Genomic DNA, 17,418 nt, shown 5'->3' with positions numbered 1-17,418 from the left:
GTGATTACATGGCCTCTGCCACTACTTCAGTCACTTCTGGAACCATGCGTTTCAACAATCCCTCAATTCCTGCTTTTAATGTGATCGTCGAAGATGGACAACCACTGCAAGAACCTTTTAGTTCAACTGTCACAATACCTTCGTTGAAGGATTTATAATGGATTGCTCCACCATCTTGTTCAACAGCAGGTCTCACATAATCATGTAATACTTGTTGTATCTTCACTTCAGTTTCAGTCCCTTCAAAATTAACCTCTGTATCGTGGTGTACCGTTTTTACAGCAAGTTCAGACTCTACAGCACCTTTTACAAAGTCTTTTAGCAAAGCTTCAATGTCTTCCCATTCCGCATCTTCAGTTTTGGTAATGGTCACGAAGTTACTTGCAAAAAATACCCCATTGACAAAGTTAAATTTGAATAATTCAAGTGCAAACGGTGAATCTTGTGCTGCTTCTTTATTTGGATAATCTACACTACCGTTGATCAACAATTTGTTGACCAAGAACTTCATTGTAGAAGGATTGGGTGTAGACTCTGTATATACGTTAATCGTAGCCATGTATTATCTATTTTTATTCCAAGCAAATATAGGTCAAAAGAAGCTTTCTTAAGGTCATCTATAAGTAAAAGCTTATAAAGTAATACCTGTGTAGTTCGAAGGACTGATTGCTTTTAGTTCCGCCTTAACTTCCGCTGATACATTTAGATTATCGACAAATGTCGCTATCGTTTCTTTCGTAACATGTGTGTTGGTACGTGTTAGGTCTTTTAAAGCTTCATACGGCTTAGGATAGCCTTCCCTTCTTAATATAGTTTGTAGTGCTTCTGCAACAACAGCCCAATTATTTTCCAGGTCATTGGCCAACGCCTGTTCGTTTAAGATCAATTTGCGTAACCCTCTCAAAGTTGATTTAATAGCAATTAGGGTATGTGCAAATGGAACACCAATATTACGTAATACCGTAGAATCTGTTAAATCCCGTTGAAGACGGGAAACAGGTAACTTCGCTGAAAGGTGCTCGAAAATTGCATTTGCAATACCTAAATTTCCTTCTGCATTTTCAAAGTCAATCGGGTTGACTTTATGTGGCATAGCCGAAGAACCGATTTGACCGGCAGTAATTTTTTGTTTAAAATATTCCATCGAAATATATGTCCAAATGTCACGGCATAAATCGATGACAATATTGTTGATCCGTTTTAAGGCGTCACAACTTGCCGCAAAGTTATCGTAGTGCTCAATTTGCGTGGTCGTTTGTGAACGGTCTAAGCCCAAGATATTGTTGACGAAATTATTTCCAAAATCGATCCAATTTGTCGCTGGATATGCAACGTGATGTGCATTAAAATTACCAGTCGCACCACCAAATTTAGCTGAATACGGTACTTGATGTAATAGTTGCAATTGACGTTCAATACGTTCAATGAAAACATAGAACTCTTTGCCCAAACGAGTTGGAGATGCTGGCTGTCCATGGGTACGTGCCAACATCGGGATTTCTGACCACGAAGTTGCCAAAGATTTCAATTCATGAAGCAATTCTTCGATTGCAGGTGTATAACTCTCTTTAATTGCTTCTTTCCAGGAAAGTGGAATGGCTGTATTATTGATATCTTGTGAAGTCAAACCAAAATGAATGAATTCAAGGTAGTCCTGTAATCCTAATTTTTCAAATTGATCTTTTAGAAAATACTCAACAGCTTTAACATCATGGTTCGTAACTTTCTCTGTGTTTTTGATCCAAATGGCATCTTCTTCAGAAAAATTCCTATAGATATCCCGTAATTTTTCATTTAGTGTTTTGTCAAACTGTTGCAATTGAGCGATACCAGACTCGCTTAATGCAATAAAATATTCGACTTCTACGCGTACACGATATTTGATTAAAGCAAATTCGGAAAAAAATGCTGAAAGTTCATTAGTATTATTGTAATAGCGTCCGTCAATAGGCGTAACTGCTGTTAAAGATGATAAAGCCATAGATTGAATGATTTTTGGCAAAGGTAAAAAAATGCTTGGAGCTTAGCAATTTAATTGGTGTAGATATAAAAAAAGCCTCCTTGTTGAAGGAAGCTTTCTATACGGTGTAAATTCTTTTCAGAGAATTAGTGAGCAGCTTTAGTTGAATCAACTTTAGCAGCAGCTGAATCTACAGCAGATTTTGCTGAATCTACAGCAGTTTTTGCTGAATCCAATTGAGTGTTAGCTGAATCTAAAGCAACGTTAGCTGAATCAGTAGCAGCGTCAGTTTTTTTAGCAGTTTCACCACATGATGCGAAAGCCAATGTTAAAGCTAAACCTAAGAAACCGAATTTGAATGCGTTTTTCATTTTATTAAAATTAAAATATTTTTAAATCTTGTTATTTAGGAGTTAATACCATTAAACAAAAAAGGTAACCCCGGTATTTCTTTTTTTGAAAAAAAAAGAAAGGCCTTTCGTAAAAAAGGCCTTCCAAAAGCTCTATTCAGTCCTAAATTATTTTTTAGTAGCAGCTGAATCAACTTTAGCAGCAGCTGAATCAACTTTAGCAGCAGCTGAATCAACTTTAGTAGCAGCTGAATCTAATGTGTTAGCAGCTGAATCAACTAAAGCAGAAGCTGAATCTGCAGCACCTTCAGCTTTTTTCTCTGAATTGTTACAAGATGCGAAAGCTACAGTTAAAGCTAAACCTAAGAAACCGAATTTTAATGCGTTTTTCATTTTCTAATTTTCTAATTTAAATTGAAATAATTTTCTTTTTCATCTCTTAATACACGTAACCAAAAAAGGTAACCCAAAAAATAATATTTTTTTGAAAATATTATTAACAGGCTGTTTTTAAGTGTTTTATAGTTGTGTATTTTATTCGAAACTTCCCTGATTCCAATATTTTATTGATAAGATATCGTGCGATATAAGGTAAGTTGCTGTCCATTCGTTTATTTACCGGAGAATTCCATATTTGTCAATTTGTATCATGCCGTTTCCAAACAATTTTCGATTATTTTTCTTATTTTAAGAAGTAAACACTTAAAAAGAAATTGCAATTATGTTTGATAAAGTAAAGAATATAATGGATTTGGCAAAATCAATAGACTTTGGCAAATTGGAGGAAATATCGAAGAAAGTGGATTTGGGAGCAGTAATGGATGCCGTATCAAAAATGGATGATAAGCAGCTGCATGGTTTAATGAAAATGCTGAGTGCGGGAAAAGAAAAAAAGGAATTACCGCCTATTAATGGTGATTTCTATGCTATGGATAGTAAATTAAACGATTCAGACCGCGCATTGCAATTGAAGGTGAGGGAATTTATGGAGACCGAAGTCAAGCCAATTGTCAATAAATATTGGTTAAGAGATGAATTTCCGTTTGAAATTATACCGAAACTAGCCGCTTTAAATATTTGTGGCTATACCTATGATGGGTATGGCTGTATGGGGGGGAGTTCTTTAATGGAAGGAATCATAGCGGCCGAGATAGCTCGTGTCGACGCATCTGTTGCAACCTTCTTTGGTGTACAGAGTGGTTTGGCCATGGGATCGATTTATATTTGTGGATCCGAAGAACAAAAACAGGAGTGGTTGCCCAACATGCAGAAAATGCAAGTGATTGGTGCTTTTGGTCTAACCGAACCCGAAGTAGGGTCGGGAGCAGCGGGCGGATTGACCACAACCTGTAAGAAGACCGCCGAAGGCTGGGTGTTAAATGGTCAGAAAAAATGGATCGGGAACTCCACCTTTTCGGATATCACCATTATTTGGGCTAGGGATCTTGATGATGGAGAGGTTAAAGGTTTTATCGTACGAAAAGATAACCCAGGTTTTTCCGTAGAAAAAATTAAAGATAAAATGGCTTTGCGTATTGTACAGAATGGTCTTATTACCTTATCGAATTGTATCGTTCCAGAAAGTGATCGCCTGCAACATGCAAGTTCCTTTAAAGATACGGGAAAGGTTCTTCAGATGACGCGAGCAGGTGTCGCTTGGATGGCTGTAGGATGTGCGCGGGGTGCCTATGAAAATGCCTTGGATTATACACGTAAAAGAAAGCAATTTGGTAAACCAATCGCTTCTTTTCAGCTTATTCAAAATCACCTGGTTGAAATGTTGTCCAATTTAACGGCCATGCAAACGCTTGTCTTCAGATTATCTGAATTACAGGATAAGGGTGAGCTAAGAGATGAACATGCCTCGTTGGCCAAAGTCTTCTGTTCTTTACGTACGAGAGATATTGTTTCCAAGGCTCGAGAGGTTATGGGCGGAAACGGTATTCTGTTGGAATATAATGTCGCACGGTTTTTGGCCGATGCTGAAGCAATTTATTCCTATGAGGGAACAAAGGAAATCAATTCACTCATTGTTGGCAGAAGTATAACTGGATTCAGTGCCTTTGTTTAGGGGGGATCTGGCTGGTCTTTCCAATCCTGTCGCCAAATATCGCTTAATACATAAAAAGGGCCTTGTTTCGTAACAACGCCCTTTTTACTTCATTTGGAGCAAAAAACTAATTTTTTTATTTCCGTTTGAATCGCATAATAGCAATATCTCCCATGATAAATGTCAACGTATTCTCGCTTATGCTAAAGGTATTTACCTTTTCTAAGGTCGAAAAGAAGGTTGCTTCACCATTACCTTCGCAGGCCATTTTTGTCGACATAATGGGGCCAAAATTAATGGTGTTTCCATTCGTTTTAAATGTCATATTGTAGTTATTGCAGCTGCTATTTCCGTTTACTTTACCACTGGATGCATCAAATATCATGGTTGGTTTACGATTGGGATATAGGCCGTCGAAAGCGATCCGTGGGCCGGATATATAATCAAGCTCCCAAGTTCCGCTAAGTTGTTGCTTATTCTCCTGAATCAACTTAAATTTTGCCAGGGGAGCCATTTTCGCTTTGTTCAGACTAAGAATACCATCCTTAACGGTATAATTATCTGCAGCAATCAGGTTTTTGGATAGGGCTTGTTCAATAGACATATCCGGACAGGCCATCATCGTAGACATACCCTGAGCAAATTTAACCTTTCCATTCTTTGATAAAGTCAATTCCCCACCGATGCCATTACATCCTCCACTTGCACTATAACTTTTTTCGTCCAGCTGGAGGTAAGGCATTTTGCCATTGATCTGATCCGCTACAGGCTGTCCATTGATTTCGATCAATTGCCATTTTTTTCCAATTACTGACGATTGGCTACTGTCTGCCTTCTGCTCATTCGCGTTCTTCTTGATTACGGAGCAACTTCCAAGACCAACGCTTAAGATGGCCAATATGGCGATGTTTTTAAAGTTCATATTTTAAATTTTAACCTATTAACACCTTTTTTAACGTTTGGTTTGACAAAGTGCTACAAAAGTTCACAAACAAAAAAGGCTTCCAATTTGGAAGCCTTCTTTATCAGTAGAATAAATCTTACGATTTGTTTTTATTTTGTTGTGCTTGCTGTTGTGCACGCATCATTTCTTCCATTTTTGTTTGGAAGCTCGATTTTTTATCTGCTTTAGGATTCTTTTTATTTTCCTCCAATTTAGCCAAGATTTTTTCATCATTCACCATGGTGCGAATAACCAACTGAGTCAAGAACGTAAATAACGCACTTAAGAAATAGTAGTAGTTCAAACCTGCCGGGAAGCTATTCAAAACAAAGAAGAAAATCAAAGGCATGATATAGCCCATATATTTCATTTGCCCTGTAGCGCCAGATGTAGCGTTGTTATACCAAGTCGTTAACAATGTTGTTAATGTCATCAAGATACACATCAAAGAGATGTGGTTGAATGATCCAAAAATAGGGGCAAATGTAAATAGCGTATCATAGGTTGACATGTCCTTCATAAAGAGGAAGCTCTGTCCTCTCAATTCAAATAAATTTGGAAAGAAGTAGAAGAACGCAATGGTAAATGGCATCTGTAAGACAAGCGGAAGACATCCACCAAGTGGATTCACGCCAACCTGTTTGTACAGTTTCATTTGCTCCTGTTGCATCAACATTTGATTGTCTTCACCTACTTTTGCTTTGATTTCATCCAGCTGCGGTTTTAATACGCGCATTTTCGCCATAGAGACATAAGACTTGTAGGTCATTGGCGAAAGAATCAATTTCAACATCAATGTCAATAAAAGGATAACGATACCATAGCTCATATGGAAACCATCCAGGAAGTTAAATACAGGTACTGTAATCCATTGGTTGATCCAACGCATAGGTCCCCAACCCATATTGATAATCGATTGATAGTCATTTCCCTCGGCTTTCAATACATTGTATTGATTTGGTCCAAAGAAGAAGTTTAGGGAATAATTATTGTCCTTATGATTATCAAATGCTAATTCCGCGTTTGTGTTGTAGAATTTGACAATGTCGGTTTCTGACGCATGTTTTACATCCACTTTTGCATTGACAAAACCATCTTTAGTGCTTAGGATACTAGAGAAGTAATGCTGCTTGAATGCAATCCATTGTACTTTTTTCTCCAATGCTTCATCTGCATCTTTTGATTCGGAAAGGTGATCTACTTTATTATCTTCTTTATAATACAGTGTAGATTTCTGTCTTTCAGATTCTATGTTTTGCTCTTTCTGTCTCAGCGTAGTGTTCCAGTTCAGGGTCAACGTTTTTTGACTCTGCGGAATTAAATTCTGTATTCCTTTTGTGTTAATGTCCAGTCCAACATTATAGCCTTTTCCAGCAATCGAGTATACATATTCAATATATTGATCGGCACTGTAATTTAGTCGGAATTTCACAGACTGTTTACCTTCAGCAGAAACTTGGATATCCGAAGACTCTGTACTGAAATATAAATCATTTGTTGATACATTTTGACCAGCTGCATTAAACTGAAAACCGAACTTGTTGTCCTCACCATCAAAAAGCATTAATGGTTTTCCATTGAAATTCTTCTCGCCTTTTAGTTCTACGGATTGAACCTTGGCGCCTTTTGTACTGATTTTGGCAATGATTTTCTCGTTTTCAATCGTAATGACTTTCTCCGTTCCAAATTTTGTCGCGCCAAAAGGCTTTTTCAGTTCTGCCGAATCAGCAATCACTGCTGTTTGTGCTGCTTTGGCTTTAGCGGTAGAGTCACTTTCGGCAGGCAGTCCTTTTTCGGTACGCGCTTTAGCTTCTTGCCTCGCTTTTTCTTGTTTGATTTCTGATTCTGAAGGCTTCATCAGGTAAAAAGAACCAGTGATGATAGCAAACATCAGGACCAAACCAATTAGGGTATTTCTATCCATTTTTAATAATTAAACTTAATTAATCGTATCCTTCTATTACTACTTTGATTTTTTGTTGGCCAAAGCAGCGGCTACAAAGCTAACAAAAAGTGGGTGAGGATTTGCAACAGTTGACTTTAATTCTGGATGAAATTGTCCGGCAACGAAAAATGGATGGTTTTTCAATTCGACAATTTCAACTAATCCAGTCTCCGGATTGAATCCTGAAGCAATCATTCCAGCTGCTTCATATTGTTTTAAATAGTCATTGTTAAATTCATAACGGTGACGGTGTCTTTCAGAAATTTTTGTTTTACCATAGATGGCAAAGGCCTTAGTTCCTTTTTTAATTTCACAGTCGTAAGCCCCTAAACGCATTGTACCGCCCATATTGGTGATATTTTTTTGTTCTTCCATCAAATTGATGACCGGATTGCTCGTGGTGGCATCCATCTCGAAACTATTAGCGTCTTTCAGACCCAATACGTTTCTTCCGAACTCGATGACCGAACATTGCATACCTAAGCAAATGCCAAAGAACGGAATATTGTTCTCACGTACATATTGAATAGCATTTAACTTACCGTCCAAACCGCGTTCGCCGAATCCTGGAGCAACCAAAACACCGTCCATGCCTTTTAACTTTTCAGCGACATTTTCCTTGGTAACACTTTCAGCTGCAATATAACTTACTTTTACTTTACATTCATTTGTCGCACCTGCATGGATAAATCCTTCGATAATGGATTTGTAAGCATCTGGTAGTTCAACATATTTTCCGACTAAGGCAATATTAACTTCACTAGTTGGGTTTTTGAGCTTGCCAAGGAAGTTCTTCCAATTTTCTAGATCAGGCTCATTTTTGTTGGAAAGTTTTAGTTTGGTTAATGCTGTTTTATCAAGATTCTCCTTCAGCATCAATAAAGGCACATCATAAATTGTTGATGCATCGATAGACTCTACGACGGCGTTGATGTTGACATTACAGAATTGCGCTAATTTTTTACGGATTTCCTGTGATAATTTATGTTCAGTACGGCATACTAGAATATCAGGTTGAACACCGTATTCCAATAATGTTTTTACTGAATGTTGCGTAGGTTTAGTTTTAAGCTCACCAGCAGCAGCCAGATAAGGGACTAAAGTCAAATGGATAACCAGCGAATTATTGGCTCCTAATTCCCAGCGAAGTTGTCTTACAGCTTCCACAAATGGTAAGGATTCAATATCACCCACGGTTCCACCCAATTCAGTGATGATAATATCATATTCACCAGACTCACCCAAGAGTTGCATTCTGCGTTTTATCTCATCTGTGATATGAGGAATGACTTGAACGGTTTTTCCTAAATAGGCACCTTCACGTTCTTGTTGGATAACGTGTTGATAGATGCGTCCTGTCGTGACGTTATTTGCTTGTGAGGTAGGGACGTTCAGGAAGCGCTCGTAATGACCTAAGTCAAGGTCTGTTTCAGCACCATCTTCCGTAACATAACATTCTCCATGCTCATATGGATTTAATGTTCCTGGGTCGATGTTAATGTAAGGGTCGAATTTTTGAATGGTAACTTTATAGCCACGCGCTTGGAGAAGTTTAGCAAGGGAGGCAGCAATAATACCTTTCCCCAACGACGAAGTAACGCCGCCCGTAACAAAAATATATTTAGTCATAACAATTAAAGGATTTTCAATTTTATGTGGTCAAAATGACCAATAATAGTTGCTTTATGTACGGGATACAAAGATAGCAATTTTTATTCAAAATCAGAATTGAAGATCGCTCGAATAATTAAATTAAAAATAGATGTTACCTTGGCTATCGATTGTTGTCTTTAGTGTAGGCTGTGCTTTTGACTTAATTTCAATACGATAGAAATTAGTGCTATTTGAAAATACAATCTCATAATTTTTGTGCTCATTTATAATTTCAGGATATAATTTGCTTAACTCCTGAATTGACGTTGCATAGCGTTTTTTATCGTTTCTATAGATCTGTTGCAGGTAAAAGATATTCCAGGTAACTTTTTCGAGCGCGAGGAATTGCTCATCGATAGGTTGATGGTTTGTATCGTTAACAAATTTTATATGTCCCCATCGCTCAGGGTAATGCATATTAACGAGGCCGATTGGAGACCATACCCAGTTCTCTTCCGCGAGCGTCTTACCCCTGTTGTCTTTTCTCTTGCTATAGATAGTTTCGGTATTGTCATAATGCCACTGAACGCGTGAGAAGTTTATCTTCCAGGTTTCATTTGCTTTGATCTGATTTCCTTCGCCAAAGTATTTTAGACTTTTTACAGGTATTTTCATTTCCACAGTCCAAAATTCATCCTTGTCTTGTGGATTGTTGATGGACCCGGCATGATAGACTGCAGTTTCAATATCTTTTGTGTCCCAATTTAGATTAGCCCTACCGCCAAAGCGATAAGGTTTAGTCATCAAAAGATCCATAACTGTATTTAATGCATTTATTTCAATCTCTATATATTCCGGAGAGAATAGATTTGGCTTGAGAAAGATCTCAAAATCATTGTCATGATAGATGATTGTATCTTTCTGTCTTAAATATCCTTTGATATGAGGTTCTTGAAGCTTGGCAAAAAGATAAAGATTTTCTTTATCCCAAAGCATCTTGACTTGCGTCTTAAAAGTAGGAACAGGCTTATTTAATCCCTCAATATCCTTAAAAGAGTCTGTCCATGGCGCTTTTGACCAGGAAGCCTCATCGTCCTTTCCGTCAATCGTGATTGCATCTGTTGCTGGGTGTACATAATAGGTTTCAGGGCGCGACTGTAACTGAAGAAATTCATTCAGATTCCGTTGTGCAAAAGTAAAGGTCGAATAGCTTATAAAAGCAAGGATAAAAGCTATAATTCTCATCAAGATACAGTTTGATTTTTAACGGCAGCAAAGTGAAGATGGAACAAAATTAGGATTTTTTTACTATTGTGATCATCTACGATTCTACCTTTCAGATACGAAGCTAAAAGTAAGTAAAATGTTTTAGCGCGGCAAAGAGGAGGGGGTGATTTTAGGAAACAATATATAATTGTCCTAAATTTATTACAGAAGCAGTGGTTTGTATGACCTGCGTTTTGGAAGCTACGGGCGATAGGGCATAAAAAAAGGCTTTGAATGATTTCAAAGCCTTTTTTTATGCCGTGGTAGTCGTAATTAGATTCTTTTCGATTTAATACGAGCAGCTTTACCAGTAAGGCCGCGTAAATAGAATAATTTCGCGCGACGAACTTTACCGTAGCTGTTTACTTCAATTTTTTCAATGTTTGGTGAGTTTACAGGGAAAATACGTTCAACACCTACACCGTTTGAGATTTTACGAACGGTAAAAGTAGCGTTAGCACCTTCGCTGTTTAATTGAATTACTACACCTTGGTACACCTGTACACGCTCCTTATTTCCTTCGCGAATTTTATAATGAACGCTGATGGTATCTCCAGCTTTGAAAGCGGGAATTTCATTCTTTACTACCGCTTGTTCTTCTACAAATTTTACTAAATCCATGATTTCGAGTAATTATTAACGATTTATATCCTGTAAAAATCGGAATGCAATATTACGACTTATTTTCTGAATATAAAAATACTTTTTTAAAAAACTATTGACTGATATTCAAATCGGATGCAAAGATATGAAAATGAAACGGATAATCTAAAGATATTTTGAATATTCCTTTGTAGGCTATGTGGAGTGGTTTTTTGATTGCTAAATACAACGGAATATATTCTTTTGATAAAAATATTCTGCAATCAATCAGTCGTTTAGTGATTAATTTTCTATAGGGTGTTGACAAAGTCAAAAAATGATTCGATATTTGTGCCACACAAAACAAAGGTGATACCTTTTCGGGGTGTAGCGTAGCCCGGTATCGCGCCACATTTGGGATGTGGAGGTCGTAGGTTCGAATCCTGCCACCCCGACTTAAAAGCTCTAACGAAAGTTAGAGCTTTTTTTGTATCTACTTTTTATTCGTCCCGTAAGCTGTTTATCGGATTAGCTATCGCTGTGCGGATAGCTTGCCAGCTTACCGTAATTAATGCGATACCTATTGTTACTAGTCCCGCCAGCACAAACATCCACCATTGGATTTCGATGCGGTAAGCAAAATCTTCCAACCATTTGTTCATGGTTAGCCAGGCGATGGGGGAGGCAATTATCAAGGCAACTAATACGGGCTTTATAAAATCTCTCGACAGTAATGTAGTAACGCCCGACACCGAAGCACCAAGTACCTTACGGATTCCGATCTCTTTGTTTCGTTTAGCGGCCGTAAAGGAGGCTAAACCATATAGGCCTAGACAAGCAATAAATATGGCTAATCCTGAAAAAAGACCAAGTATACGTTGTTGCCGAAGATCGGTTTTATACAGTGTATCGAATTTTTGGTCCAAAAAACTGTATTCGAACGGATATAATGGGGCTGCTTGCGCAAATGCGGTTTTAATAGTTTTTAACGCTGCTGGAAAATCTTTTGTATTTAACCGGATAAGGGCTACTCTAAGATCAGTAGAAGGTGAAATCACGAGCGCGTCCATGTTTTCTTTTAGGGAAAGGAAATTAAAGTCGTCTACTACACCAATGATTGTCCTGGGGGATTGATCCCTGATTGTATTTTTTATCCATTTGCCAATGGCCTGTTCGGGGGTAAATCCAAGCATTGATGCCGCGGTACGATTAACTAACACAGCACTAGTGGAGTCGGTTGGATGTTGTGTTGAAAAGTTTCGGCCTGCAATTATTTTGAGTTTCAGTGTATTTACATAGTCAAAATCAGTGAATTCTGTCCTTGATTTCCACTTCTCACCGTTTTTTCCTTCGACCTCGAACGTGTGGCCATCGAAGAAACCGCCAGGTTCGCCGGACATAAAGGAGACCGATGCGATGTCGCTGCTCTTGGATAATTCGTTCTTGAATGTGCGAAGGTTGTTATACAGTTCTTCATTGTCTATTGGAACGACAACAGTCTGTTGGTCATCATAACCAAGCCCCAGTTCTTTTACATATTTCATCTGTTTAGTGATAATAAGGGTGCCGATGATCAGTAAAATAGAGATGCTGAATTGGAACACCACTAAAATATGGCGGAACAGGACGCCGCCTTTGCCTAAACGTAATTTACCTTTTAATGCCTGTATAGGGGAGAAGGTTGAAAGGTATAATGCAGGGTAACTTCCAGCTACTATGCCTACTATAAAGATAACCGCAATTAAAAAAATATAGATCGCCCAAGAATTCCATGGGACTGTCAAGGTGTAGCCCAGTAACTGATTATAAATAGGCATGAATAATTGCAATAGGCACATGGCGAGTGTGCAGGATATGGTGGTTAATAAAATGGATTCTCCTATAAACTGTCCCATTAATTGCAGACGCTGTGCGCCAAGTACCTTTCTTAAACCAACTTCCTTCGATCGGTCAACAGCACGTATTGTTGAGAGATTCATAAAATTGATGCAGGCGATAACCAATATAAGTATGGCGATGGATAGAAAAATGTAAATGACCTTTTTATCGCCATGTTTTGCACTGTCAAATGCGCTATGGGATTCCAGGTAGACGTCTTGTAGCGGTGTTAGTGCAAGATCAAAATGAATACCCATGTTTGTAGAAACTGCTTTCATGTGTCGGTTCATGAAATCGGGGAACTGATTTTCCAAATGCTTAGCATCTTTATGTTTGTCAAGTAAGAGGTAAGTAAATAAATTGTTGTTTTGCCAAGCTTTAAAGGGTTCGGTATCGAGGTAATTGGATAAGGGGATAATGAGATCAAAATCCAGATGTGAATTGACCGGAAGATCTTTAGCGATCCCAGTAACAGTTAATTGTTTATTTTTATCAAGCTGCAGTATTTTACCGATCGGATTTTCATTTCCAAAATATTTCTTCGCAGTTGTTTCCGTGAGCACAACACTTGTTGGATTTTTTAAAACAGTCGTTGGATTCCCTTTGATCAGCGGAAAACTAAATAGTTCAAAGAAATCGTCATCTGCAATAAAGAGTTTCTTTTCATTAAATGCAATGTTGCCAACAGAGAATAAGCCATTGGCAGGCATTACCCGTACGGCTTTTTTGATATCATCGGGATAATCGGTTAATAAGGCCGTGGCATAGGGGGCAGATAAATAAGGGGCACGGTCCTTGGTGTTGTCAAAACCACGCATGACCCGATAGATGTGGTCTCCTTGGCTGTGAAACCTGTCAAAGCTAAACTGATTGGCGATAAATAGAAATATCATCGCGCAGACGGTGATGCCTATTGTTAAGCCAAGGATATTGATAAAGGAAAAAACCTTGTTCTTAATAAGATTTCTCCAGGCGATTTGGAAATAGTTCTTTATCATACTTTTCGTTATAAGTGTTCATTTTGACCTTATCGTAATCCATCCTGTTTTAGGATAGTCTGAGTACTATAAAAAAATGAATGTTCAAGGGGGCGGTTTCAAAAAAGCTGCCAAAGGGTTAACGTGTTTTTAATCAGTAGATTGTGTTCTTTTCTTTTGTGATTTAAGTGTTTGGATTCGAACACTTCATGTTCATATCCGAACATGCTCGGATTAAGGTTGAGCGGTTAAAACGATATTATTTGTAGGTGAGTGCTTCCTCGAAGTAGCCAATATTGGGAATAGCATTGGATTCTGATGTATAGGGAGAGCGATGTGTAATACACAAAGGCTATGTCGCAATGTAACAACTTGTTAGTTTTATTTTATGTTTTTCATTTGCAAATAATTTGTAAGAACCGTATATTTGTGCCACACAAAAACAAAGGTGATACCTTTTCGGGGTGTAGCGTAGCCCGGTATCGCGCCACATTTGGGATGTGGAGGTCGTAGGTTCGAATCCTGCCACCCCGACTAGAAAAGCTCTGACGAAAGTTAGGGCTTTTTTTGTTTCATAGCAGGGTGAGCACCTGCGACTTTTAAGATACTAAGAGGTTCGACCTGTAGGAGACTCAGCCAAGACCAATCAATCCCGCTATTTTAGCTAGCTAAGTGTTAACTTCTCTTTTCAGGCTGGTCAAACTGGTTCTTATACTTATTTTAGATCGAAAAGGACACGTGTTTTTAATGCTTTGTAAATTATTTTGCAATAAATCAATCTGTTAGATTCTTTGTGAAGAATATTTTTGAAAAAAATATATTTTTAATGTACTTTTGTGCCACACAAAACAAAGGTGATACCTTTTCGGGGTGTAGCGTAGCCCGGTATCGCGCCACATTTGGGATGTGGAGGTCGTAGGTTCGAATCCTGCCACCCCGACTAGAAAAGCTCTGACGAAAGTTAGGGCTTTTTTTGTTTCAGGGTAGGGACCGACCTGCGACCCGGTACATTCTTTGTGTTTTTTAACATTATATCCTTGTAAACCCGCTGTTAAACAGTTAAATTGCTTGAAATTTATTATCAACTAGAATATAAACATAAATAATATGAACAGAAAAGCGGCATTTCTTTTAGGAATTTTGGCCTCTTGTGCATTACCGCAAGTTACATTTGCTAACCATTCCACTGGAGAATCTATTTATTATCAACAGGACGTAGAAGGCAAAGAGCTGATTGGCCGATGGGATATCGAAGTAGATATTAATGGTACTCCTGCACCATCGTGGCTTGAGGTGAAATTGTCGGGTTATAGAACTTTAGTCGGTCATTATGTGAGTACTTCCGGAAGTGCCCGCCCAGTTTCTCAGGTGTTTTATGAGAAAGGGAAGTTCAAATTTGCCATCCCACCGCAATGGGAAGGTGGAAAGATGAACCTGAGCGTGGAAGGCGAGATCGTTAATGGTGTATTGCAAGGGACGATAACAGAACCTGATGGAAAAACATATCGCTTTAAAGGTGTTCGTGCTCCAGAGCTGAAACGAACAGCTGCAGTAAAATGGGGTAAACCTATTCAACTTTTCAATGGCAAGGATCTGACCGGATGGAAAGCTACTGGTAAAACGAATCAATGGGTGGTGAAAAACGGTATCCTGACCAGTCCGCAATCGGGTTCTAATTTGGTCTCTGAGCAAAAATTTGAAGATTTTAAATTACATGTTGAATTTAAAATTCCAGCGGGAAGCAACAGTGGTGTCTACTTGAGAGGCCGATATGAGGTTCAGATAGAGGATAGTCCTAAAGACGCACATCCTAATGCAGTACTTTTTGCGGGGGTATACGGCTTCTTGGCTGCAAATGAAATGGTCAACAAGGGGGCCGGAGAATGGCAAACCTATGATATTACGTTAGTGGGCCGTCTTGTCACAGTTGTGGCAAACGGTAAGACGGTGATCAGTAACCAAGAGATTCCCGGTATAACCGGTGGTGCATTAGATAGCAAAGAGGCAGAGCCGGGGCCAATTTATTTCCAAGGGGATCACGGTCCAGTGGAATTCCGAAAAGTAATTATTACTCCAGCTATTAAATAGCATAACATTATGCGAAGGCTATCTGAAAAGGTAGCCTTTTTTAAATCCCTATGACAACGACTACAATGTCTTCATTCTGGTAAGAAGTATAATATCGTTCAATGGCACCCTGAGCCTTGTACTCTTGCAACTCTTCAAAAACCAATTTTTTTAACATTCCTTTTCCCTTGCCGTGAATAAACTTTATTTCGTTCATTTCCCAATAAATAGCTGCGTCTAGGTTAGAACGCATAAAATCCATGGATTCCTGTAAGAGCTCCTCTGGTGAATAGTCTTCCCAATCTTCAAGGAAGGCGTCGGTGTGTAAGTCAACGATAGCTGGTGGTTTGCGCATTTCTCCATATTTTACAATGCTGCAAAAGTAGAATAAAAGAGCGACTTAATAGGTCAAGTCGCCAACGAAATAAATCGCATGGGCAAATTTTTCATGCCATTTTTTGATAATAGCTGCAATTTCATATTCTTCCTCATCAGCATGGTTGAGCATAAGTAACTCGACCGATTGGAGGAGCTGTTTGAGATCTAGAAAATAACCATCGAAATCCCGGAACGCAGACACTGTGTCCCGGATAAGCAACATGGCATCATGTCGAAGTGTAATCATATCATGACGTGAAGATATTCGGTCCAGCAGCCATTCCTTTTGGAAATTGGAATCAATATGTCTATTGCAAGCCTGATTAAAAAGCAATTCAAATTCAACAATTTGGTGCTTAAGGTCATATATAGTCTTTTGGAGCTCTTCAAAAGTACTGATGATCTTTTCTTGGGTCTCCATGTTTTTTGATATAATTGCCATGATATTTTACTTAATAATGTATACGCTTGGTTTTTAGTTATTTAAATAAAAGCATGTAAGGTATATACAAATAGGTCAGCCGAATGTTTTATCGGTCTAAAATTCGGTCGTGATCTGAATAAACGTTGTAGAGCCTTGTACTGATCTTATCGAAAGGAAGAGAGTAGGTTATTTGCTTTTTTTTTACGTTATTCGCGTAAATGAAAAATAGCTTAAAGATATAATATAATGAAGGAAAAGGCAATTGGAAATTACCAATTAGAGATCTGTTCAAATTCCGTAGCATCAGCAATTGAAGCCGAACAAGGGGGGGCGACACGAGTAGAGTTCTGTCAAAATCTGGAAAATGGAGGGACTACACCTTCGTTTGGTCAGTTGCAGCTAGTGCGAGGGTTGGTGAGTATTGGTATTCATGCGCTTATCAGGCCACGTGGTGGTGATTTCCTGTATACAGAGACCGAGATCTTGGAAATGATAGCAGACATTCAGTTGTGCAAAGAATTGGGAATAGATGGTGTTGTAATCGGTATTCTGAGCGCAGATGGTACAGTCGATAAAGTGAATACCCTAAGATTGGTGGAGGCTGCGCGTCCCATGCACGTTACCTTTCATCGAGCCTTTGACCGTGTGAAAGATCCTTTTCAGGCCTTAGAAGATGTTATTGAACTGGGGATAGACCGTATTTTGACATCTGGCCTGCAAAATTCTGCTTTAGCTGGAGTTCCGTTACTCAAACAGTTGGTTCAACAAGCTGATGGGCGTATTGTGATTATGCCTGGTGCAGGTGTAGATGCAGCAAATATAGCTCATATTTTAGCACAAACTGGTGCAGTTGCAATACATAGCTCGGCGAAAGAGTTACATGTTTCAAAGATGATGTTTAACCAGACTCAGGTCAATGGAATGGATGAGGCACAGTGGATGAGCTCAAAAGAAAAAGTCCACCAAATGGTGGACCTATTAAAAAGCCTTTAAAGTAGTACTTTA

Annotated in this window: 15 protein-coding genes and 3 tRNA genes; 6 read left to right on the top strand and 12 right to left on the bottom strand. The window is 38.6% G+C overall.

Translation table 11 applies throughout. From position 1 onward, the window contains the following. Positions 1 to 4: 4 nt before the first annotated feature. From AAH582_RS21300 to AAH582_RS21285, 4 genes are all read right to left on the bottom strand, one after another. Entirely contained in the window at positions 5 to 559 is a 555-nt protein-coding gene (locus tag AAH582_RS21300) for a NifU family protein (RefSeq protein WP_070563046.1), read from the bottom strand. Between the two features lie 72 nt (positions 560 to 631). Continuing rightward, positions 632 to 1,981 carry an adenylosuccinate lyase gene (gene purB / locus AAH582_RS21295; RefSeq protein ID WP_343320465.1) on the bottom strand — a complete coding sequence of 450 codons (1,350 nt, stop codon included), beginning with the start codon at positions 1,979 to 1,981 and terminating at the stop codon, positions 632 to 634. 125 nt (positions 1,982 to 2,106) lie between these two features. Beyond that, a complete protein-coding gene (locus AAH582_RS21290; protein ID WP_046671847.1) occupies positions 2,107 to 2,331 on the bottom strand; it encodes a hypothetical protein in 225 nt (74 codons plus the stop codon). A gap of 147 nt (positions 2,332 to 2,478) precedes the next feature. Continuing rightward, a complete protein-coding gene (locus AAH582_RS21285) occupies positions 2,479 to 2,703 on the bottom strand; it encodes a PG1828 family lipoprotein (protein WP_046671848.1) in 225 nt (74 codons plus the stop codon). A gap of 328 nt (positions 2,704 to 3,031) precedes the next feature. On the opposite strand from AAH582_RS21285, the gene AAH582_RS21280 reads away from it, so the two are divergent. After that, positions 3,032 to 4,381: an acyl-CoA dehydrogenase family protein gene (locus tag AAH582_RS21280; protein ID WP_197083955.1), complete on the top strand. Its 1,350-nt coding sequence runs from the start codon at positions 3,032 to 3,034 to the stop codon at positions 4,379 to 4,381. Between the two features lie 115 nt (positions 4,382 to 4,496). Here the strand turns inward: AAH582_RS21280 and AAH582_RS21275 are convergent, their stop codons facing one another. The 5 genes from AAH582_RS21275 to rplS form a co-directional block, all read right to left on the bottom strand. After that, positions 4,497 to 5,282: an META domain-containing protein gene (locus tag AAH582_RS21275; RefSeq protein ID WP_046671850.1), complete on the bottom strand. Its 786-nt coding sequence runs from the start codon at positions 5,280 to 5,282 to the stop codon at positions 4,497 to 4,499. A 118-nt stretch (positions 5,283 to 5,400) separates the two neighbouring features. Continuing rightward, complete coding sequence (gene yidC / locus AAH582_RS21270) at positions 5,401 to 7,227, bottom strand: membrane protein insertase YidC (protein WP_343320460.1); 1,827 nt, start codon at positions 7,225 to 7,227, stop codon at positions 5,401 to 5,403. Between the two features lie 39 nt (positions 7,228 to 7,266). Then, positions 7,267 to 8,877: a CTP synthase gene (locus AAH582_RS21265; protein ID WP_046671852.1), complete on the bottom strand. Its 1,611-nt coding sequence runs from the start codon at positions 8,875 to 8,877 to the stop codon at positions 7,267 to 7,269. A 123-nt stretch (positions 8,878 to 9,000) separates the two neighbouring features. Continuing rightward, the gene (locus AAH582_RS21260) at positions 9,001 to 10,086 is read right to left on the bottom strand and encodes a carbohydrate-binding family 9-like protein (protein ID WP_343320456.1); all 1,086 of its coding nucleotides are present in this window, start codon (positions 10,084 to 10,086) and stop codon (positions 9,001 to 9,003) included. Positions 10,087 to 10,380: 294 nt separating this feature from the next. Then, a complete protein-coding gene (gene rplS, locus AAH582_RS21255) occupies positions 10,381 to 10,728 on the bottom strand; it encodes a 50S ribosomal protein L19 (RefSeq protein WP_046671854.1) in 348 nt (115 codons plus the stop codon). A 342-nt stretch (positions 10,729 to 11,070) separates the two neighbouring features. Here rplS and AAH582_RS21250 point away from each other — a divergent pair. After that, a tRNA-Pro gene (locus AAH582_RS21250) sits at positions 11,071 to 11,144 on the top strand. Positions 11,145 to 11,189: 45 nt separating this feature from the next. On the opposite strand, the gene AAH582_RS21245 is transcribed toward AAH582_RS21250, so the two are convergent. Next, positions 11,190 to 13,565, bottom strand: a complete 2,376-nt coding sequence (locus AAH582_RS21245) for an ABC transporter permease (RefSeq protein ID WP_343320453.1) — start codon at positions 13,563 to 13,565, stop codon at positions 11,190 to 11,192. A 439-nt stretch (positions 13,566 to 14,004) separates the two neighbouring features. Here AAH582_RS21245 and AAH582_RS21240 point away from each other — a divergent pair. The 3 genes from AAH582_RS21240 to AAH582_RS21230 all read left to right on the top strand — a co-directional run bounded on the left by AAH582_RS21240 (position 14,005) and on the right by AAH582_RS21230 (position 15,632). Then, positions 14,005 to 14,078, top strand: a tRNA-Pro gene (locus tag AAH582_RS21240). Between the two features lie 332 nt (positions 14,079 to 14,410). Continuing rightward, positions 14,411 to 14,484, top strand: a tRNA-Pro gene (locus AAH582_RS21235). A gap of 167 nt (positions 14,485 to 14,651) precedes the next feature. Then, positions 14,652 to 15,632: a 3-keto-disaccharide hydrolase gene (locus AAH582_RS21230; RefSeq protein WP_046671856.1), complete on the top strand. Its 981-nt coding sequence runs from the start codon at positions 14,652 to 14,654 to the stop codon at positions 15,630 to 15,632. Positions 15,633 to 15,672: 40 nt separating this feature from the next. Here AAH582_RS21230 and AAH582_RS21225 read toward each other — a convergent pair whose 3' ends face one another. Both AAH582_RS21225 and AAH582_RS21220 read right to left on the bottom strand, forming a co-directional pair. Then, on the bottom strand, positions 15,673 to 15,966 hold the full coding sequence (locus AAH582_RS21225; RefSeq protein ID WP_046671857.1) for a Smr/MutS family protein: 294 nt from the start codon (positions 15,964 to 15,966) through the stop codon (positions 15,673 to 15,675). A 45-nt stretch (positions 15,967 to 16,011) separates the two neighbouring features. Continuing rightward, positions 16,012 to 16,431, bottom strand: a complete 420-nt coding sequence (locus AAH582_RS21220; RefSeq protein ID WP_046671858.1) for a hypothetical protein — start codon at positions 16,429 to 16,431, stop codon at positions 16,012 to 16,014. A gap of 228 nt (positions 16,432 to 16,659) precedes the next feature. On the opposite strand from AAH582_RS21220, the gene AAH582_RS21215 reads away from it, so the two are divergent. Beyond that, on the top strand, positions 16,660 to 17,406 hold the full coding sequence (locus AAH582_RS21215; RefSeq protein ID WP_046671859.1) for a copper homeostasis protein CutC: 747 nt from the start codon (positions 16,660 to 16,662) through the stop codon (positions 17,404 to 17,406). Positions 17,407 to 17,418 lie beyond the last annotated feature (12 nt).

The organism is Sphingobacterium multivorum, assembly GCF_039511225.1.
Classification (GTDB): domain Bacteria; phylum Bacteroidota; class Bacteroidia; order Sphingobacteriales; family Sphingobacteriaceae; genus Sphingobacterium.
Note: the sequence above shows the minus strand (reverse complement) of the source record. Positions and strands in the feature narration are given on the sequence as shown.